The 17,611-nt window shown below is 72.8% G+C and carries 16 protein-coding genes and 1 pseudogene; 11 read left to right on the top strand and 6 right to left on the bottom strand.

Annotation, left to right across the window (positions count from 1 at the left end; genetic code table 11):
• Positions 1-109 precede the first annotated feature (109 nt).
• Positions 110-1,168, top strand: coding sequence for a hypothetical protein (locus tag ACWC97_RS22685; protein ID WP_450651191.1), 1,059 nt, complete (start codon positions 110-112; stop codon positions 1,166-1,168).
• 141 nt (positions 1,169-1,309) lie between these two features.
• Here the strand turns inward: ACWC97_RS22685 and ACWC97_RS22680 are convergent, their stop codons facing one another.
• Positions 1,310-4,039: an AfsR/SARP family transcriptional regulator gene (locus tag ACWC97_RS22680; protein ID WP_450651189.1), complete on the bottom strand. Its 2,730-nt coding sequence runs from the start codon at positions 4,037-4,039 to the stop codon at positions 1,310-1,312.
• A gap of 158 nt (positions 4,040-4,197) precedes the next feature.
• On the opposite strand from ACWC97_RS22680, the gene ACWC97_RS22675 reads away from it, so the two are divergent.
• Positions 4,198-4,971 (top strand): SAM-dependent methyltransferase, encoded by a 774-nt coding sequence (locus ACWC97_RS22675; RefSeq protein ID WP_352278241.1) that lies wholly within the window; start codon positions 4,198-4,200, stop codon positions 4,969-4,971.
• 78 nt (positions 4,972-5,049) lie between these two features.
• Positions 5,050-5,865, top strand: coding sequence for an exodeoxyribonuclease III (locus tag ACWC97_RS22670; protein WP_450651187.1), 816 nt, complete (start codon positions 5,050-5,052; stop codon positions 5,863-5,865).
• Here ACWC97_RS22670 and ACWC97_RS22665 read toward each other — a convergent pair.
• A pseudogene (locus ACWC97_RS22665) lies at positions 5,853-6,445 on the bottom strand (flavoprotein). The gene ACWC97_RS22670 and the pseudogene ACWC97_RS22665 sit on opposite strands and share 13 nt — an antisense overlap.
• 177 nt (positions 6,446-6,622) lie before the next feature.
• On the opposite strand from ACWC97_RS22665, the gene ACWC97_RS22660 reads away from it, so the two are divergent.
• Positions 6,623-7,285, top strand: coding sequence for an HAD family hydrolase (locus ACWC97_RS22660; protein WP_352278220.1), 663 nt, complete (start codon positions 6,623-6,625; stop codon positions 7,283-7,285).
• On the opposite strand, the gene ACWC97_RS22655 is transcribed toward ACWC97_RS22660, so the two are convergent.
• Positions 7,266-8,498 carry a helix-turn-helix domain-containing protein gene (locus ACWC97_RS22655; RefSeq protein ID WP_450651184.1) on the bottom strand — a complete coding sequence of 411 codons (1,233 nt, stop codon included), beginning with the start codon at positions 8,496-8,498 and terminating at the stop codon, positions 7,266-7,268. The two genes, ACWC97_RS22660 and ACWC97_RS22655, sit on opposite strands and share 20 nt — an antisense overlap.
• A gap of 267 nt (positions 8,499-8,765) precedes the next feature.
• On the opposite strand from ACWC97_RS22655, the gene ACWC97_RS22650 reads away from it, so the two are divergent.
• Together ACWC97_RS22650 and ACWC97_RS22645 are read left to right on the top strand one after the other, a co-directional pair.
• Positions 8,766-9,053: a hypothetical protein gene (locus ACWC97_RS22650; protein WP_450651183.1), complete on the top strand. Its 288-nt coding sequence runs from the start codon at positions 8,766-8,768 to the stop codon at positions 9,051-9,053.
• Between the two features lie 77 nt (positions 9,054-9,130).
• A complete protein-coding gene (locus ACWC97_RS22645) occupies positions 9,131-9,307 on the top strand; it encodes a hypothetical protein (RefSeq protein ID WP_450651181.1) in 177 nt (58 codons plus the stop codon).
• 144 nt (positions 9,308-9,451) lie between these two features.
• Here the strand turns inward: ACWC97_RS22645 and ACWC97_RS22640 are convergent, their stop codons facing one another.
• Positions 9,452-10,141: a MerR family transcriptional regulator gene (locus ACWC97_RS22640; protein ID WP_450651369.1), complete on the bottom strand. Its 690-nt coding sequence runs from the start codon at positions 10,139-10,141 to the stop codon at positions 9,452-9,454.
• A 180-nt stretch (positions 10,142-10,321) separates the two neighbouring features.
• Between ACWC97_RS22640 and ACWC97_RS22635 the strand changes: the two genes are divergently transcribed.
• The 5 genes from ACWC97_RS22635 to ACWC97_RS22615 all read left to right on the top strand — a co-directional run bounded on the left by ACWC97_RS22635 (position 10,322) and on the right by ACWC97_RS22615 (position 14,774).
• On the top strand, positions 10,322-11,854 hold the full coding sequence (locus ACWC97_RS22635) for a flavin-containing monooxygenase (protein WP_450651179.1): 1,533 nt from the start codon (positions 10,322-10,324) through the stop codon (positions 11,852-11,854).
• On the top strand, positions 11,851-12,861 hold the full coding sequence (locus ACWC97_RS22630; protein ID WP_450651177.1) for an alpha/beta fold hydrolase: 1,011 nt from the start codon (positions 11,851-11,853) through the stop codon (positions 12,859-12,861). Before ACWC97_RS22635 ends, ACWC97_RS22630 begins: the two co-directional genes overlap by 4 nt.
• Positions 12,858-13,751, top strand: a complete 894-nt coding sequence (locus ACWC97_RS22625; protein WP_352278224.1) for an SDR family oxidoreductase — start codon at positions 12,858-12,860, stop codon at positions 13,749-13,751. Before ACWC97_RS22630 ends, ACWC97_RS22625 begins: the two co-directional genes overlap by 4 nt.
• A gap of 85 nt (positions 13,752-13,836) precedes the next feature.
• Complete coding sequence (locus ACWC97_RS22620; RefSeq protein WP_352278226.1) at positions 13,837-14,067, top strand: hypothetical protein; 231 nt, start codon at positions 13,837-13,839, stop codon at positions 14,065-14,067.
• A gap of 251 nt (positions 14,068-14,318) precedes the next feature.
• On the top strand, positions 14,319-14,774 hold the full coding sequence (locus tag ACWC97_RS22615; RefSeq protein ID WP_352278227.1) for a peptidoglycan-binding domain-containing protein: 456 nt from the start codon (positions 14,319-14,321) through the stop codon (positions 14,772-14,774).
• Positions 14,775-14,916: 142 nt separating this feature from the next.
• Here ACWC97_RS22615 and ACWC97_RS22610 read toward each other — a convergent pair whose 3' ends face one another.
• Entirely contained in the window at positions 14,917-15,861 is a 945-nt protein-coding gene (locus ACWC97_RS22610; RefSeq protein ID WP_450651175.1) for a helix-turn-helix domain-containing protein, read from the bottom strand.
• A complete protein-coding gene (locus ACWC97_RS22605; protein WP_450651173.1) occupies positions 15,858-16,718 on the bottom strand; it encodes a helix-turn-helix domain-containing protein in 861 nt (286 codons plus the stop codon). Before ACWC97_RS22605 ends, ACWC97_RS22610 begins: the two co-directional genes overlap by 4 nt.
• Positions 16,719-17,611: the final 893 nt, after the last annotated feature.

The following is a 17,611-nucleotide window of genomic DNA, read 5'->3' as shown; positions in this document are numbered from 1 at the left end:
TCGGCCGGACGTCAGAAGTTCATCCTCCGACGCCCTCCCGGTCCAGCGATCCCGGCTGGCAATACCCTGCATGGCACGGAAGTAGCAGGGCCGCATTGCGGGGAAGAACATGACTCAAGGGACAAATTTCGGCGAACTGCCGCGCCTCGACCCGGCGACCGTCGCGGTCTTCGAGCACGCGCTGTCGCTGGGCGGTGTCGAGCGGCGGCGCCCCGATGTGCCGCCGGGGCTCGGTCTGGCCCCGGAGGAGGTCGAGCGGGCCTGCCGTTCCCTGCTGGCCCTGCGCCTGCTCAGACCGGCCCCGGGCAACCCCGACCAGCTCATCCCGGTCAGCCCGGACACCGCGGCCGCCGAGGTGGTCGGTCCCCGGGAGGCGGAGCTGGCGCGGGCGGCCGCGCACGTCCAGGCGGTACGCGACGAACTGCGGTCCCTGATGCCCCAGTACCGGGCCGCCCGGCGGGCCCGGCGCGGCGAGGAGGGCGTCACCGTACTGCCCGATCTGGCCGCCGCCTCGGCGATGCTCACGGAAGAGTCAGCACGTTGCTGGGACGAGGTGTTCACCGTCCAGCCCGGTGGCGGCCGTTCGCCACGCCACCTCGGGAGCGCCCTCGACCGGGACCTGGCGATGCTCGACCGGGGCGTGCGGATGCGCACCCTCTACCAGCACTCGGCCCGCACCAGCCTGGCCACCCAGGGGTACGTGGAACGGCTCACCGCCGCCGGAGCCGAGTACCGCACGGCCGCCGAACTGCCGGACCGGGCGGTGGTGTTCGACCGGGCCGTGGCCTTTCTGCCGATGCGGTCGAACGGGGGCTCGGGCGAGGGCGCGGTGCTGGTGCGGGACCCCGACGTGGTGGCCTACCTCTGCCGCTCCTTCGAGCAGCACTGGTCCGGGGCGACGCCCTTCCGGGGCACCAGCGGGGCCGCGTACAAGGAGGTCGGCGACAGCCTGCGGCGCGCCCTGGTGGGGCTGCTGGCCGAAGGTGCCAAGGACGAGGTGATCGCCCGGCGGATGGGCATGTCACTGCGCACCTGCCGCCGGCACATCGCGGAGTTGCTGGAGGAGCTGGGGGCCACGAGCCGCTTCCAGGGCGGCGCCCTCGCCGAACGCGCGGGACTCACGGCGCCTGCCGCGCCGGAGGCGGCGGGCGGGGCCGACGTGTCCTGACCGTCGTCCAGACACCCCTAACGCCGGAGCGAGGGGGCGTTAGCCGGTGCTCCGTGAAGCGTTGGCGGCCGCTGCGACAATCCCGTCCACCACGCGGCCCGGCGGTACCGGACACGGACCGCGAGGGGACGCGCGGGTCGGTCAGGGAGACAGAACGGACCGGTCGTCCCCGCCGGGCCGCGTCTGCGGGACCACCGCCCCCTTCAGGGAAGCGAGTTGGTACCTGGCCCGGTTCACCCCCTCCTGGAACCCTTGCCGGGTGGCCTCCGCGAGCGCCTGGCGCACGCACCGCTCCGCCGCCTCCCGCTCGCCGAGCGCCAGCAGCGCCTCGCCCCGGCTCAGCCGCAAGGTGGCCCGGCGCATCACGCCCAGCCCGGTCGTCACCCCCTGGTCGTCGAGCGCCAGCGCGTACGCCGTGCAGCTCTCCGCCGCCGCGACGTCCCCCCGGGTCAGGAGCTGGTTCGTGCGGTGCTGGAGTGCCAGGAGTTCGGTGAGTACGTCGTCGGCCTCGCGGGCGAGGCGGACCGCCCGGGTGACATGGCGCAGGGAGGTGTCGGTGATCCCGTCCGTGTCCAGGGCGACCGCCAGGTTGATCAGGGCGATCGCCTCGCTCGACGGATCGTGCGCGCGGGCCGCGAGGGCGGGTGCCGTCTCCAGGTGGGTCAGCGCCTCGGAGAGCCGCCCCGCCCGGGTCAGCACCCACCCCAGCAGCGCCCGCACCCGGGACTCCGCGTCCGGGTCGCCGACCCGGCTGCTCGCCGCCAGGGCCTGTTCGAGCAGCGGCACCCAGTCGTCCCGGACGCTCCACACCACGTACGGCCACTGGAGCACGGCCAGCCGCCAGGCCCGGTCGTCGTGGCCCGCCGCCCGTGCGGCGGCGACCGCGGCGGCCAGGTTGTCGCACTCCGTCGCGTACCAGCGCAGGGCGGCGTCCCGGTCCGCGAACCTCCGTACCGGGAGGTCCGGCGCGGCCGTCGCGGGCAGGGCGCAGCACGGCTTGTCGCCCGGCTCGGCGGCGAGGGAGGCGGCGAGCGCGGTGGCCGCGTAGCCGTCCAGCAGCCGCAGCAGCGCCCCGTCGTCGGTGGGCAGGCCGCGCGCGTACAGCCGGACCAGATCGGGCGGGGCGTAGCGGCCGGGGGCGTGCTCGGTCACCAGATGGGCCCCCGCGAGCCGGTCCAGCGCCTCGGCGGCCACAGCGGGCGGCCGGCCGAGCAGCGCGGCGGCGGCGTACCGGTCCAGATCGGGGCCGGGCACCACCCCGAGCAGGGCGAAGAGCCGCACCGCCTCGGGCGCCAGCCCCCGCACCGTGCTCCGGAGCGCCGCCGCGACCCCCGACTCCTCCGCGTCGTCCAGCGAGAGGAGGGCCAACCGACGCTGCTCGTCAGCGAGTTCGGCGGCCAGATCGGCGAGCCGCCAGTGCGGTCTGGCCGCGAGCTGGGCCGCCGCGATGCGCAGCGCGAGCGGCAGCCCGTCGCAGAGCCGGGCGAGCCGGTCCGCCGCCCCGGGCTCGGCCGCCACCCGGTCCTCGCCGACCGCCGCCGCGAGCAGTTCGGCGGCGGCTGCCGGGGCGAGGGCGTCGACCCGCACCGGCCGGGCCAGCTCCTCGACGGCCAGACCGCCGAGCCGGAGGCGCGAGGTGACCAGGACGGCCGAGCCGGTCCCGGCGGGCAGCAGCGGGCGGACCTGGTCGGAGCCGCGCGCGTCGTCCAGTACGACCAGGAGCGCGCGCCGCCCGGTCAGCTCCCGGTACAGGGCGGCGGCACCGGCGGCGGACTCGGGCAGTTCACGCGCCGGCACCCCCAGTGCGAGCAGGAACTCCCGTACGACCTCGGCCGGTTCGGCCGGTACTCCGCCGAAGCCGCGGAGATCGGCGAAGAGGGTGCCGCCCGGGTAGCGGGACTGCGCGTGGTGCGCCCAGTGGAGCGCGAGCGCGGTCTTGCCGACCCCGGGGGCGCCCGTGACCAGTGCGGGGACCCCGGACGCGGTGGCCCGGTCCAGCTCGGCCAGCTCCGCGTCCCGGCCGAGGAACCCCCGTACCCCGCGCGGCAGCAGCCGGGGCACCGCGCCACCTGCCCCGGCCACTGCCACCGCACCCGCCGCTCCGGAACGCCGCCGCCCTTCGACCGCCTTCCCCGACGCGCGCAGGACCGCTTCGTACGCCCGGCGCAGCCCCGTCCCCGGGTCGACGCCCAACTCGTCGGCGAGCAGACGGCGGGTGCGGTGGTAGTGGTCGAGCGCGTCCGATGGGCGCCCCGCCCGGTGCAGCGCCCCGACCAGCGCCTCGGCCAGCGATTCGCGCAGCGGGTGCGCCTCCGTCTCCGCCTGGAGCACCGCCACCGCGCCCGCCGCGTCCCCGAGCCGGCCGTAGCCGGCCGCCAGGGCCTCCACGGCCGCCAGCCGGTCCTCCTCCAGGGCCTGCGCGGCGGCCCGCAGCGTGCCGCTCGGGGCGGTGCCGTCGAGCGCCGGACCGTGCCACAGGGCCAGCGCCTTGGTGAGGTCGGCCACCGTGTCGGCGGGCCGCAGCCGGGACCTGCCGCGCCGGACCAGCCGTTCGAAGCGGTACGTGTCGAGCAGCGCCTCCGGCACCTCGAACACGTACGACGCGCCCCGGGTCAGCAGGCGCACCCCGTGCTCCGCGGCCCCGGCCGAGTCCAACAGGGCCCGCAGCCGCGAGACATGGCCTTGGACGACCGTACGGGCGTGGACGGGCGGCGCCGTGTCCCAGAGGGCGCCGATCAACCGGTCCACGGACACCGGGGAGTTGGCCTTGAGGAGCAGTACGGCGAGCACGCCGCGCCGTTTGGCGGGCCCCGGCTGGAGCTCTCCCGCCCCGCTGATGACGCCCACCCTGCCGAGCAACCGGAATTCCATCGCCGCCTCCCCAACGGTCCGGAAGCCGCGCCCTGAAGGCCAGCTACCGAACCGATGATCTTACGAACCCTGCCGTATTGCGGTGGAATCGTGTCACCTACGCTGTGCGCGTTCGCACGAGTGAGCAAGCCCGAAGGAGGCGCCCCGTGCCCGTCGACATGCCCGAGTCCCGGATCGACACCAGCAAGCCGCACCCCGCCCGCGTCTACGACTGGCTGCTGGGCGGCAAGGACAACTACCCCGTCGACCAGGAGGTGGCCGAGAAGCTGCCCGAGGAGGCGCGCGGCAACGCGGCGCGCAACCGCGCCTTCATGCACCGGGCCTCCGCCTGGCTGGCCCGCAACGGCGTCGCCCAGTTCCTCGACATCGGCACCGGCATCCCCACCGAGCCCAACCTCCACCAGGTCGTCCAGGGGATCACGCCCACCGCCCGGATCGTCTACGCGGACAACGACCCGATCGTGCTGCGCCACGCGGAGGCGCTGCTGATCAGCACGCCGGAGGGCGTCACCGACTACATCCACGCCGATGTGCGCCGGCCGGAGACGATCCTCGAACACGCCCGCGCGCTGCTCGACTTCGACCGGCCCATCGCCCTCTCGCTCATCGCGCTGATGCACTTCCTGCCGGACGACCAGGACCCCTACGGCCTCACCCGCACCCTCGTCGACGCCCTGGCCCCGGGCAGTTACCTGGTGCTCTCGCACGGCACGGCGGACCAGCACCCGGAGCTGAAGGCGGCCACCGAGGAGGCGTACCGGAAGGGGGAGATCTCGCTCCGGATGCGGACCCGGAGCGAGGTCGAGCCGTTCTTCGACGGGCTGGATCTGGTCGAGCCAGGCCTGGTCTTCGCCACGGAGTGGTACCGCGAGGAGCCCGCGCCGGTCCAGGAGCGCAGCGGCTTCTACGTGGGCGTGGGCCGGGTCCGCTGACCGACCCGACCCCGCCCGCGCCGGTGCGGGCCTTCTGGCGTTACGCGTCCGAGGTCCGAGATCGGTATCGTCGGGTGGATGCTCACTGTCACCACCGTCAATGTGAACGGGCTCCGCGCCGCCGCCAAGAAGGGCTTCGTCGAGTGGCTGGCCCGGACCGAGGCCGATGTGATCTGCCTCCAGGAGGTACGGGCCGAGCCGCACCAGCTGCCCGAGGAGGTACGGGACCCGGAGGGCTGGCACACCGTCCACGCACCGGCCGCCGCCAAGGGCCGCGCCGGGGTCTCCCTCTACACGCGGCGCGCGCCGGAGCGGGTGCAGATCGGGTTCGGCGGCTTCGGGATCGCCGGATGTGACGAGTTCGACACCAGCGGGCGCTACGTCGAGATCGACCTCCCGGGCGTCACGGTCGCCAGCCTGTATCTGCCGTCCGGCGAGGTGGGCACGGAGAAGCAGGAGGAGAAGGAGCGGTTCATGGCCGCGTTCCTCCCGTACCTGGTGGGCCTGAAGGAGCGGGCGGCGGCCGGTGGCCGCGAGGTGCTGGTCTGCGGTGACTGGAACATCGCCCACCAGGAGGCCGACCTGAAGAACTGGCGCGGCAACAAGAAGAACTCCGGCTTCCTCCCCGAGGAGCGCGCCTGGCTGACCCGCGTCTTCGACGAGGCCGCCTACGTCGACGTCGTACGCGCCCTCCACCCCGACCAGGAGGGCCCGTACTCCTGGTGGTCCTACCGGGGCCGGGCCTTCGACAACGACACCGGCTGGCGCATCGACTACCAGGTGGCGACACCGGGCCTGGCCGGGCGGTGCGTCAAGGCGTACGTCGAGCGCGCCGCGACCCACGCCGAGCGCTGGAGCGACCACGCGCCGGTGACGGCGGTCTACGAGCACTGACCGGACGCCCCCGGCCCGGGCTCCCCGGTCCGGCCCCCAGGGCGTCGCACGGCTTCGGCGAGCTTCGTGACCGCGTCCACCGCGGCGTGCCACGGGTAGTCCCCCGGGGATCCCTGCTTCGGCGGGTGCGACACGTACCCGTCCGGACCATCGAGATAGAGCACCCCCTGGGCCCGTAGGTCCGCGATGCTGCGGGCCACGGCGGGTTGTGCGGCCTGAGCACGGTTGAAGTACGGCATGGCCGCCACGGGCACCCCGAGGTGGACGCCTTCGGACACCAGGCCCAGCGCGAGGGTGTCGGCCACCCCGTTGCCCACTTGTTCAGGCTCGTGCAGGAGAGCGGCGCCACGAGCATGGCGTCCGCCTTCGGCAGCGCGTCGCGTTCTCCGGGCAGCTTGTACTGCGAGCGGACCCGGTGCCCGGTCAGCCCCTCCAGCTCCGCGAGGCGCGGTTCCCACCACCGGGCGGCGGACGGGGTCAGGACGAGACAGGTGTCCCACCCCCGCGCCTGTGCCTGCCTGACGCCCTCGTCGACGTACTGGGTGGGGTCGGCCGCGCAGGCGACGAGGTAAAGGATCATGCGGGGAGTCCACATCGCGCGGCCAGGCGGCGCAAGTCTCCGCCCGGGGCCGGAGTCGCTCCGACCACGTCGGCGACGAGGCCGACCGTGGACTGTCGGCCGACGACCTCTTCCGGGGCCGGCCGTACTGCTGCGATCAGTGATTCGAGGCATTGGGCGCCGCCATAGGATGCGGTCATGATTCGCGCAGTGGTGTTCGACGTTGGCGAGTGCCTGGTGGACGAGACCCGCGAGTACGGCACCTGGGCCGACTGGCTCGGTGTGCCGAGGCATACATTCGCCGCCGTGTTCGGCGCCGTGATCGCTCAGGGCCGGGACTACCGTGAGACGTTCCAGGAGCTCCGGCCCGGGTTCGACCTCTACGAACAGCGGGAAGCCCGCGCCGCCGTCGGACAGCCCGAGACCTTCGGCGAAAGTGACCTGTACCCGGACGTGCGCCCGGCGCTCGCCGAGCTTCGGGCCGACGGGTTGTGGCTCGGCATCGCGGGCAACCAGACCGTTCGCGCCGGCCGTATCCTGCGAAGCCTCTTCACGGACTCCGTCGATCTGATCGGCACCTCGGACGACTGGGGCGCCAGCAAGCCGGATCGGGCGTTCTTCGACCGGGTGGCCGAGGCTGTCCCGCACACCCCGGGCGAGATCCTGTACGTCGGCGACCGCGTCGACAACGACCTGCGTCCCGCCGTCGCGGCCGGGATGCAGACCGCGCTGATCAGGCGTGGACCGTGGGGCACCATCCAGTGGAACACCGCGGAGGCCCGGGACCTGCCCACGTTCCGCGTGACGTCGCTGGCCGACCTCCCCACGGAGATCGCCGAGTTCAACGCGCGAGAGCGCTGACTGTCGTCGACCATCCGTACAGCCGCTCGTCCAGGTCCCGCACGCACTGGTCGTGCTGGTGCGGGGCCAAGGTCCGGCGTACGTCCCTGACCCGGTCCATGCCCGTCGCGTACCAGGTGACCTCAAGTTGGTCGAGGGCTCGGCACGCATACGCGCACGCTTCCTCCAGGTTCCCCGCAGCAGCTTCCACCGCAGCGAGATCGCCGTAGACCACGCTGCGCTGCTTGTCCTCCGTGGCTGTCAGATCGTCGAGGACCCCGAGGAGGGTGGTGCGCGCCTGCGGTAGGTGCCCTGCCTTCAGTTGGGTGTTCCCCTTGAAAGCTGCCAGCCTGACCCGACTGAACCAGTCGAGCCACTCCGGAACCCCGTGTTCGACGCCCGTCGCCAGGACGTCCTCGGCGTGCCCAATCAGATGGAGGGCGGTGCGGACGTTGCCGCACCGGGTCTCGCACTCGGCCTCGACGGCGTCGAGCCACGCGAGGTGGAGAGCAGAGACGGGTCCGCGACGTGCGTATGTACGGGCCGCCACCATGCGCTCCACAGCGGCGTCCCGGTCGCCCGCCCAGCCGGGCACGAAGGCAGAGTGGGCGAGGATCGCGCTGCCGAGGAGCGGGTCGTCCGCCTGCCCGGCGGCTTGGAGCGCGAGGAGCAGGCTCTTCCCTGCCCGGTCTGCGTCGCGGAGGTCGAAGAACTCGATGCGCCCGGCAAGCAGGTAGGTCTCGGCGAGAGCCGCAGCGACGGTTCGGCGGGTCTGCCCGGCGGTCTCGGTCAGCAGCGTGCAGCCGAGGGCGGCATGTGCGACGGCCGCCGGGTGCAGAGTGGCCGGAGCGACGGACCAGTAAAGGCGTCGATGCGACCGCGTAACCGCTTCGAAGTCCCCGGCGACGGAGGCGGGTTGCAGCGCCGCAGCCGACTGCATCGGCACTGCGGCCAGTCCCACGGCGGCCGCGGATGCCCCGATCAGCGACCGCCGCACAGGGTCGACCCGGTCGCGACCGGCCGGAGGGGTGAATCCGAGTGACTCCATGTCCTGCCCGAGCAATTCGGTCAGAGCCTGCTGGAGATCAGGGTGCGGCCACGGGGGGTTCTCGGACTCCCAGCGCCGCACCTGCCGAACACCCACGCCGAGCGCAGTGGCCAACTCCTGCTGGGACCGGTAGCCCGCAGCATGACGGGCTGACCGAAGACGGATATTGCTGGCTGACTGCGGCATGCGGGCCTCCCGAGAAGGGTCTTCCGTCAGTGTGGCGGGAAGGTCCTCCGTGGCGCTACTCATCACCCGTATGACGACACAAAAGTCCTCTTCTGTGTCGTGAAAAGACCTCTGTGAGTCCTCGAAGCGCCGCAGTGAGCGGGCCAGTCTTGACGTACTGCCCAGCACGGTGCCCAGAGGAGCCGCCACCATGCCACCCCGCACCCCCAGTACCAGCAACTGGGGCACGACCCGCTTCCCCACCTCTGTGGTGGCGTGATGGCGGGCATGACGATCAAGGTGTACGAGGTCGACCGGAGCGGTTTCACGAAGCGGGTGGTGAGGCCCAAAACCGAGGTCACTCCGGCCGACACCGTCCCGGTCAGCCAGGCGTATCCACCCTGCCGGTGCGATCGGTGCACCGGCACGACCGGCTGGTGCGACTGGCACAAGGGACCGTCCGGCACCGCGGTCCCGGTCGACGCAGCCGGGGAGGGGCCGGACGCGGACGCTCCGCGGTACGCGTGCGCGCCGTGCCGTCAGCAGCGCGGTCTTCGACCGGTGGAGGAGCGGTGACCGCGTCGGCCCGCACCGGCCTTCCGTCGCACGGTGGCCCGTGCCCAGCCCCTCCCGCAGCAGAGAAGGAGCGATCCGTGCGCAACTCCCAGGACATGCAGGACGAACCGGTCGCCGAGGACGCGCGGGGCTTCCGCGTCTGGGAAGGCGACATCCTCGACAACCTGATCTGGCTCCAGCAGACCCGCTCCCGCCGCCTGTCCGACCGCCTGTCCGAACCTGCCGAAACCGCCGGAGAAGCCGAAACGCTCTGATCCGCCGCTCCCCGCCGCCTCGTACGGTGGGGCGGTCGAACGGGGATTCGTGCGAACGGGAGGGCGTGCCGGGCCGTTCGGGGCGGGCAGCATTCCGGCGTGCGATCGCGGAAGACCTCGGCCCGGGCCATGTGCCGCCGACCGTCAGGCGGGCTCCCCGGGCTCCCCGGAGCCCTCGGCGGCACCGCCCCTGGGTGGTTCGGCCGGCTTCTGTGGCGGCTCCGTGCGCAGGCGGCGGTCGAGGGCCATGGACAGTTCGGCGTCCACCACCGCGCGGGCCAGCGGGCGGAGTTGGGGTGGTTCGGGGTCGTCGGTGTGCTCCCGCAGGACGTGCACGAAGAGTTCCGCGAGCGCGTCCGCGTGTGCGCGGACCCGGCTCCCGGCCGCCAGCACCGTGGCCAGCGGGACGCCCTCCCGTACCAGCTCGGACGACACGTCCAGCAGGCGGCGGCTGATGTGGACGATCTCCTCGCCGTCGATGGCGAGGTAGCCCAGGTCGAGCGCGGTGGCCAGGTTCTCGGTGGTGGTCTCGCCCTCGAAGTAGTCCGCGAGCTGCTCGGGCGTGAGGTGCACCGGGGTCTCCTCGGTGGGCTCGCCCAGCCCCAGCACCTCGGCGACGTCCCGGCCGCTCTCGAACGTACGGGCCAGATCGGCGATCCCGGTGAGGGTGTGGCCGCGCTCCAGGAGGCCCGTGATCGTGCGGAGCCGGGCCAGGTGCCGGTCGTCGTACCAGGCGATGCGCCCCTCGCGGCGGGGCGGCGAGATCAGCCCGCGCTCCCGGTAGAAGCGCACGGTCCGCACGGGGATCCCGGCCTTCTCGGCCAGCTCCGCCATGCGGTACTCACGCTGCTTGTCGCGCCTCTCGCGTCCTTCGGCCACACCCGCACCCTATGTTGTACCGCCGGTAACTTTCCCCCGTCGTACCCCTACCCATCGGTACGGAGCTGCTCTACGCTCCCGATATTGCCAGTGATTGCTGGCAGAGTCGTGTGACGTACCGCAGGAGGCGGCAGCATGGCCCAGCACGAGCACGTACGGGTGGCGGTGATCGGATCCGGATTCGGGGGCCTGGGGGCCGCGGTCCGGCTGCGCCGCGAAGGCATCACGGACTTCGTCGTCCTGGAACGCGCCGACTCGGTCGGCGGCACCTGGCGCGACAACAGCTATCCGGGCTGTGCCTGCGACGTCCCTTCCCACCTCTACTCGTTCTCCTTCGCGCCCAACCCCGACTGGCCGCGCACCTTCTCCGGACAGCGGCACATCCGCGCGTACCTGGAGCACGTCGCGGACACCTTCGGGCTGCGCCCGCACATCCGGCTCGGCCACGAGGTCACCGTCATGCGCTGGGACGGTACGGAGCTGCGCTGGGTCATCGAGACGGCCAACGGGGCCATCCTCACCGCCGACCTCGTGGTCTCCGCCTGCGGACCGCTCTCCGACCCGAAGATGCCGGACATACCCGGCCTCGCCGACTTTCCCGGCAAGGTCTTCCACTCGGCCCGCTGGGACCACGACACCGACCTGACCGGCAAGCGCGTCGCCGTCGTCGGCACCGGCGCCTCCGCCATCCAGATCGTCCCGGCGATCCAGCCGAAGGTCGGCCGCCTCACCCTCTTCCAGCGCACCCCGCCCTGGGTCATGCCGCGGATGGACCGGAAGATCAGCGGCGTCGAGCGCTGGCTGCACCGCACCCTGCCCGTCACCGGCACCGCCCGCCGCGGACTGCTCTGGGGCATCCGGGAGTTGCAGGTCGGCGCCTTCACCAAGCACCCGAACGAACTGGGCCTGGTCGAGAAGATAGCCAAGGGCAACATGGCGCGGGCGATCAAGGACCCGGCGCTGCGGGCCAAGCTCACCCCCTCGTACCGCATCGGCTGCAAGCGCATCCTGCTCTCCAACACGTACTATCCGGCGCTCGCGCAGCCCAACACGGACGTGGTGGCCGCCGGTCTCACCGAGGTGCGCGGCTCCACCCTCGTCGCCTCCGACGGTACGGAGACCGAGGCCGACGTCATCATCTTCGGCACCGGCTTCCACGTCACGGACATGCCGATCGCCGAGCGCGTGGTGGGCGCCGAGGGCATCACCCTCGCCGAGCACTGGAAGGACGGGGTGCAGTCGCTGCGCGGCGCCACCGTCTCCGGCTTCCCCAACTGGCTCTCGATCATCGGCCCGAACACCGGCCTCGGGAACTCCTCGATGATCCTGATGATCGAGTCCCAGCTGAACTATCTCGCCGACTACGTACGCCAGTTGGACGTGCTCGGCGGCCGGGTCGCCCTCGACGCCCGCCCCTCCGCGCTCGGCGCCTGGAACCGCCGGGTGCAGGACCGGATGCGGCGCACCGTCTGGAACACCGGCGGCTGCGACAGCTGGTACCTGGACGCCAACGGCCGCAACACCACCGTCTGGCCCGGCACCACCGCCGACTTCCGCCGCGCCACCCGCACGGTCGACCTCGCGGAGTACCAGGTCGTGCGCCCCCCGAAGCAGGAGCCCGCCGCCGGTGCGGAGGGGACCCCGCGCACCGAGGAGGTCGTGGGATGAGCCGCCTGCTGCGACGCGTCGACGCCCCGCCCGTACCGGAGCGCGAGCTGACCGTGCGCTCGGCCGACGGCGCCCGCATCCACGTCGAGGTGCACGGGCCGCAGGACGCCCCCACCGTGGTCCTCGCACACGGCTGGACGTGCAGCACCCGCTTCTGGGACGCGCAGATCAGGGCCCTCTCGCCGGACCACCGGGTCGTCGCCTACGACCAGCGCGGCCACGGCGGCTCCCCGGCCGCCGCCCCCGGCGGGTACAGCACCGACGCCCTCGCCGACGACCTCGAAGCCGTGCTCGCCGCCACCCTCGGACCGGGGCGCAAGGCGGTGATCGCCGGGCACTCCATGGGCGGCATGACGGTCATGGCCGCCGCCCGCCGGGACGGGCTGCGCGAACACGCCGCCGCCGTACTCCTGTGCAGCACCGGCAGCTCACGGCTCCCCGACGCGTCGACCGTGCTCCCGCTCCCGGCCGGCAAGGCCCGGACCGCCGGCACCCGGGCGATCCTCGCGGCCGCCGCCCCGCTCGGCCCGGTCACTCCGATTACCCGCCGGGTGCTCAAGTACGCCACGATGGGAGCGGGGGCGCCCCCGGAGCGCGTCGCCCTCTGCGCCCGGATCGTGCACGCCTGCCCGAGGGCGGCCAGGTCAGCCTGGGGCAAGGTCCTCGCCGACCTCGATCTCGACGCGGGCGTACGGGAGCTGAGGGTGCCCACGGCCGTGGTCGCGGGCACCGCGGACCGGCTGACGCCCATCGGGCATGCCCACGCCATCGCGGCGGCGCTCCCCGACGGCCTGGGCCTCACCGAACTGACGGGCCTGGGCCACATGACCCCCGTGGAGGCGCCGGAAGCGGTCACCGAGAAGATCCGGGAACTGGCCGCCGCGTACCTCCCGGCAGGCATCCCCGGCACGGACACGGGCAAGAACACGAGCGGCACGAGCGGCACGGGCGCTACGAAGAGCGCGGACGGTACGGACGGCACGGACGAGAAGGAGGAGGTCGCATGAGCGGCAGGCGGAGTCTCGAAGGACAGGTCGTCGTCGTCACCGGCGCGGCACGGGGCGTGGGGGAGCTGCTGGCCCGCAAGCTCTCGGCGCGCGGCGCCAAGGTCGCCCTGGTCGGCCTGGAGCCGGACGAGCTGAAGAAGGTCTCCGAGCGGCTCCACACGGAGAGCGACCACTGGTTCGCGGACGTCACCGACCACGAGGCGATGGCACGCGTCGCCCAGGAGGTCAAGGAGCGGTTCGGAAAGATCGACGTCGTCGTCGCCAACGCCGGGGTCGCGGCGGGCGGACCGTTCGTCGACTCGGACCCGGACGCCTGGCGGCGGGTCATCGAGGTCAACCTGATCGGTGGCGCGGTGACCGGGCGGGCTTTCCTGCCGGTGCTCATGGAGAGCCGGGGCTACTTCCTCCAGATCGCCTCGCTGGCCGCGATGACCCCGGCCCCGATGATGACGGCGTACTGCGCGTCGAAGTCGGGCGTGGAGGCGTTCGCGCACTGCCTGCGCGCCGAGGTCGGCTACCGGGGCGTGAAGGTGGGGGTCGGCTACCTGTCCTGGACCGACACGGACATGGTGCGCGGCGCCGACCAGGACGACGTGATGCGGGAGTTGCGCCAGCGGCTGCCCTTCCCGGCTAACCGCACGTACCCGCTGGGGCCCGCCGTCGACCGGATCGTGGCGGGCATCGAGCGCCGCGCCCCGCACGTGTACGCGCAGTGGTGGCTGCGCGGGATGCAGTCGGTACGCGGCTACCTGCCCACGCTGATAGGGGTCGTCGGCCAGCGGGAGGTACGGAAGTTCGCCCCCCGGCTGGACAGCATCGGCAAGGGGCTGGTGGGCGCCGGAGGCGCCGCCGACCAGGACGCGCGGGCGGCGGACACGCAGCGTAAGTGATCGACATGCGGTGCCCGGCGGGGGCTGCGACGCTGAACGCGGTCCTCATGGACCGTCCCCCACGCACCACGAGGAGTGACCCCGCATGGGTATCGCAGACCAGTTCAAGGACAAGGCGCAGCAGCTCGCCGATGAGGCGAAGAAGCGGGCCGGGCAGAGCGGTCAGGGCAACGACAAGGGCCAGGACCGGACGAGCGACGAGGCCCAGGAGCGGATGAAGAACCCGTCCGACCAGGCTTCGGACACCATGCGGCGGGGCCGCGACCGGGCGACCGACGCGATGGACGACCTCCGCGACCGCCGCGGCGACCGCTGAGACGGGTCCGGCGGGTCTGTCGGTGAGGGGCGCGCCCGGGGTGACCGGGCGCGCCCCTTCCGCATGTCCCGGCCGGCCCCGCCGTCCCACCGCCCCCTCACCGCATCCCCCGTCCCCGCAGGTCGGACGGTGGGACGTCCCATGATCGCGTCAGTCTCCCGGCGATCATGGCGGCCCGCCCGCCTCGCCCCGCAATCTTGTTCCCGAGCCGGCCGGGGGGCCGGTTCCGTATCAAGGGGAGGGAACAAGACATGCGCAGGATGACGCGGATGTTCGTCACCATGACCACGGCGGTCGCGATCGCCGGGGGCGGCGTGGCCGCAGCGGGGACCAGCTACGCGGCGACCGGGCACCAGGCGCAGGCGACGGTGAGCACCACGACCGTCTCCACGCTCGCGGTGAACAACATGGGCCTCAACAGCTCGGCAGCCTCTGCGGTCCAGATGTGGCTGCGGAACTACTGGGGCTACACGGGCGCCATCGACGGCCAGCTCGGCAACGGAAGCTGGCAGGCGATGCAGCGCTTCCTCAAGGCGAACTACGGCTACTCGGACGCGATCGACGGCGACCCGGGCCCCAACACCATCCGGGCGATGCAGAACTGGCTGAAGAGCTACTGGGGGTACACGGGCGCCATCGACGGGATCGCCGGTTCCGGCACCCAGGCCGCGTTCGCCCGGTTCGCCATCTACCTCATGTCCACCTGAGTAGCTGAGCGGGTCACCGCTCCCGGCGTCCGGGAGCGGTGACCGACGGAAGGCACATCGGCACGTCGGCACGTTGATACGTCCGTACGCCGGTCCGCCGGTACGTCGGGGCTTCGGGCCCGGCGTACCGGCGGGGGTCCGCTCAGCCGGTGAAGCACTCGGGGCGGCCGCCCGGCACGGTGAGGCAGATCCGGGTGCTGGCCCCGCTGTCCCCGGCGGCCATCGGGGTCGACAGGTACTGCCCGGCGTCGCGCGTGCCCACGGCGGTGACCTGCTGGGAGCGGCCGGCCGACAGCGACAGTTCGACCTTGTCGCCCGGCCGCAGCCCGGTGGTACGTACCCATACGGCACGGCAGAGAGCGGCGTGACGGAGTTCCAGACGGCGGCCGCCGTCTGCGGTGTGGCTGGCCAGGGTGGTGACCATCCCGGCCCCGCCGCAGCCCATCGCGACCGGGTTCCTGCCCTCGCAACTCCCGCCACGGCAGCCCGGGTTGCGGACGGCCTGTTCCGTCGCGGCCACCGTGCGCCCGGACCGGTCCGGCTCCTCGGCGGACCCACCGGCGAGGGCCCCCGCCGCCGCGCCCACCGCCACGACTCCGACGACCGCCACCGCGACCGCCCACCACAGCACACCCGGCCGGGCGGCAGGCGCCTCCTCCGGCCGGTCCTCCGGTTCCTGGGGCCGGTCCTCCGGTCTGATCCGGGCTCCGGCCCCCGCCTCCTCTTTCTGCCCCTCTTTCTCCTCGGGTTTCTCCTCCGGCCGGTCTTCCGGCTTCTCCGGCCGGTCCTCCGGGCTGCTCGCGGGTGCTGGGGCGTTCCTCGGCACGGCGACCGGACGGGCCCGGCCGCTCCACTCCGCGTCGGCCAGCTCCCAGAGCGCCAGCATCCTGCCGGTCGGTGTCCGGGTGAGTGCGCACAGCGCCTCGACCGCCTGCCGGGGCGCGGGCTTCTTCCCGTTGAGGTACCGCTCCCAGGACGATTTGCTGTACGGGGTACGGGCCGCCAGCGCGGCCAGGCTCAGCCCGGCCCGCGCCCTGATCGCACGGAGTTCCTCCGCCAACTGCCCGCTCGCCGTGGAAGCGGTCATCGGCGCAGCTCTCTCCAGGTGTCCGGGCCGATGATCCCGTCGACGACCAGGTGGTGGGCCTGCTGGAACTTCTTGGCCGCGCCCTTGGCCCGTTCGTCGTACAGCCCGTCGGTGGCGCCGGGGTCGAAGCCCTTCTCGCGCAGCAGGCACTGCGCTTCCACCACGTCGAAGCCGGTGCTGTTGATGTCGAGCAGCATCTCGCGGGTGCCGCTGTGCCCCGCCCGCAGCTCGCCGTGCTTGCGCCGGACCTCGCACGGGTACGTCTGGCCGCGCAGGTATCCCGCATCGGCCGCCACCGTGCTGCCGGGGCGGGCCTCCCGTGCTTCGGTTCCGTTCCGGGCGCCGCCCGCCAGCATTCCGGCCCCGAACGCCACCGCGACGGCCACGACCGCCACGCCGATCGCCCGGCCCAGCGGTACCGTACGGCCCTCCCGACGCGGACCTCCCGCCCGCAACGGCTCCACGACCGGTTCCGCGACCGGCTCTATGACCGATTCCGTGACCGGCTCCGGAGACCTGACCTTTTCCCGCTCCGCGTCCCCGCCCTCGGGACCCTCCGGCTCCTGGACCTCGTCCGCCCGCCCCGCCTCCTTGGCGCGGGACCGCTCGGCGACGTCGTACAGCACGACGAGTCGCGTTGGGTCCGTACCGCAGACCTGGGCCAGCTCCTCGACGGCCTTGCGCGGTACGGGCTTCTTCCCGTTCAGGTACCGCTCCCACGAGGAGCGGCTGTAGCTGGTGCGACCGGCGAGGGCCGCGAGGCTGAGGTCGCTGTGGTCCTTCAACCTGCGCAGCTGGACCAGAAGCTGATGCTCGCTGGTAGTCAGTTCGGCAGGCAGCTCTTTCCAACGCGGCATTCAGATCCCCCCGATGCATTCCGGCCGTTGCCCGTAAATAGTGCGGCATCGCTGCCACATGGACGAAGCCGTGGCGTGTCGGCCGGCGGGGGCCGTCCCACGATCGCACCCTGAGACAGGGCATCCCCGCAGTTCAGGAGGGGTATCGTCCCACATCGCACCTGATCCACGAGCGGGCTTGGCGGCGGAGGATCCGGTGCGTCAGAGTCGCTGTCGGCCCTGGTCCGGACCCGTTCCGGACCAGGACCGCAGGCCGCCACCGGCGGCCGGTGCGAAGAAGGACGGGGGTCTGCTTCGCACCGGCCGCCGGGGCCGTCCACCCGGGGGAGTGCCCTGGCTAGAAGGCCGCTGTCCGGTTTTCGCTGCGCGGGTCGCTCACCCGGTGTTCGGCATAGATGCCCGCGCGCGCCTCACGACGCCAGGGACGTGCGTAGGTCACCGACTCGGCGGCGGCCTCGGCCCGCTTTCGCGCAGTGCGTCGACGTCGTGGGGCACGTCGCCGGGCAAGCGGCGGTATCCGGGGCGATGCGTTGGCGCGCGCTCTCGTGGCGGCCCGGGGCTTGAGCTTCGGGCTCCGGGTTCCGAGCTTCGGGAGGGGGCCGGTTCACTCTTTCGTGGGCGCGGGGTGGGTCCTTGGTCCGGGGCTTGAGCTTCGGGATTCGGGGGTCGGGATCCGGGCTTCGGGATTCGAGCGGTGTGTTCCAAGTGGTTGGTTTCTTGGGTGGGTTGGGAAACCCCACCCGCCCTCCCGGACCCGTCACGGCCAGCAAGTATGACTAATTGTGATCGAGTTGCGGCGCAGAGTCGTGCCCGCTTACGGTGCGAACGAAACGACCCCGGCACAGTGTTCTCAGCACTGCCCGGGGCCTGACCCCAAGATCGCAACCCAGTAG

It is taken from the genome of Streptomyces sp. NPDC001108 (genome assembly GCF_053598535.1).
The sequence above is the reverse complement of the archived record's forward strand: the minus strand, read 5'-3'. Positions and strand labels throughout refer to the sequence as shown.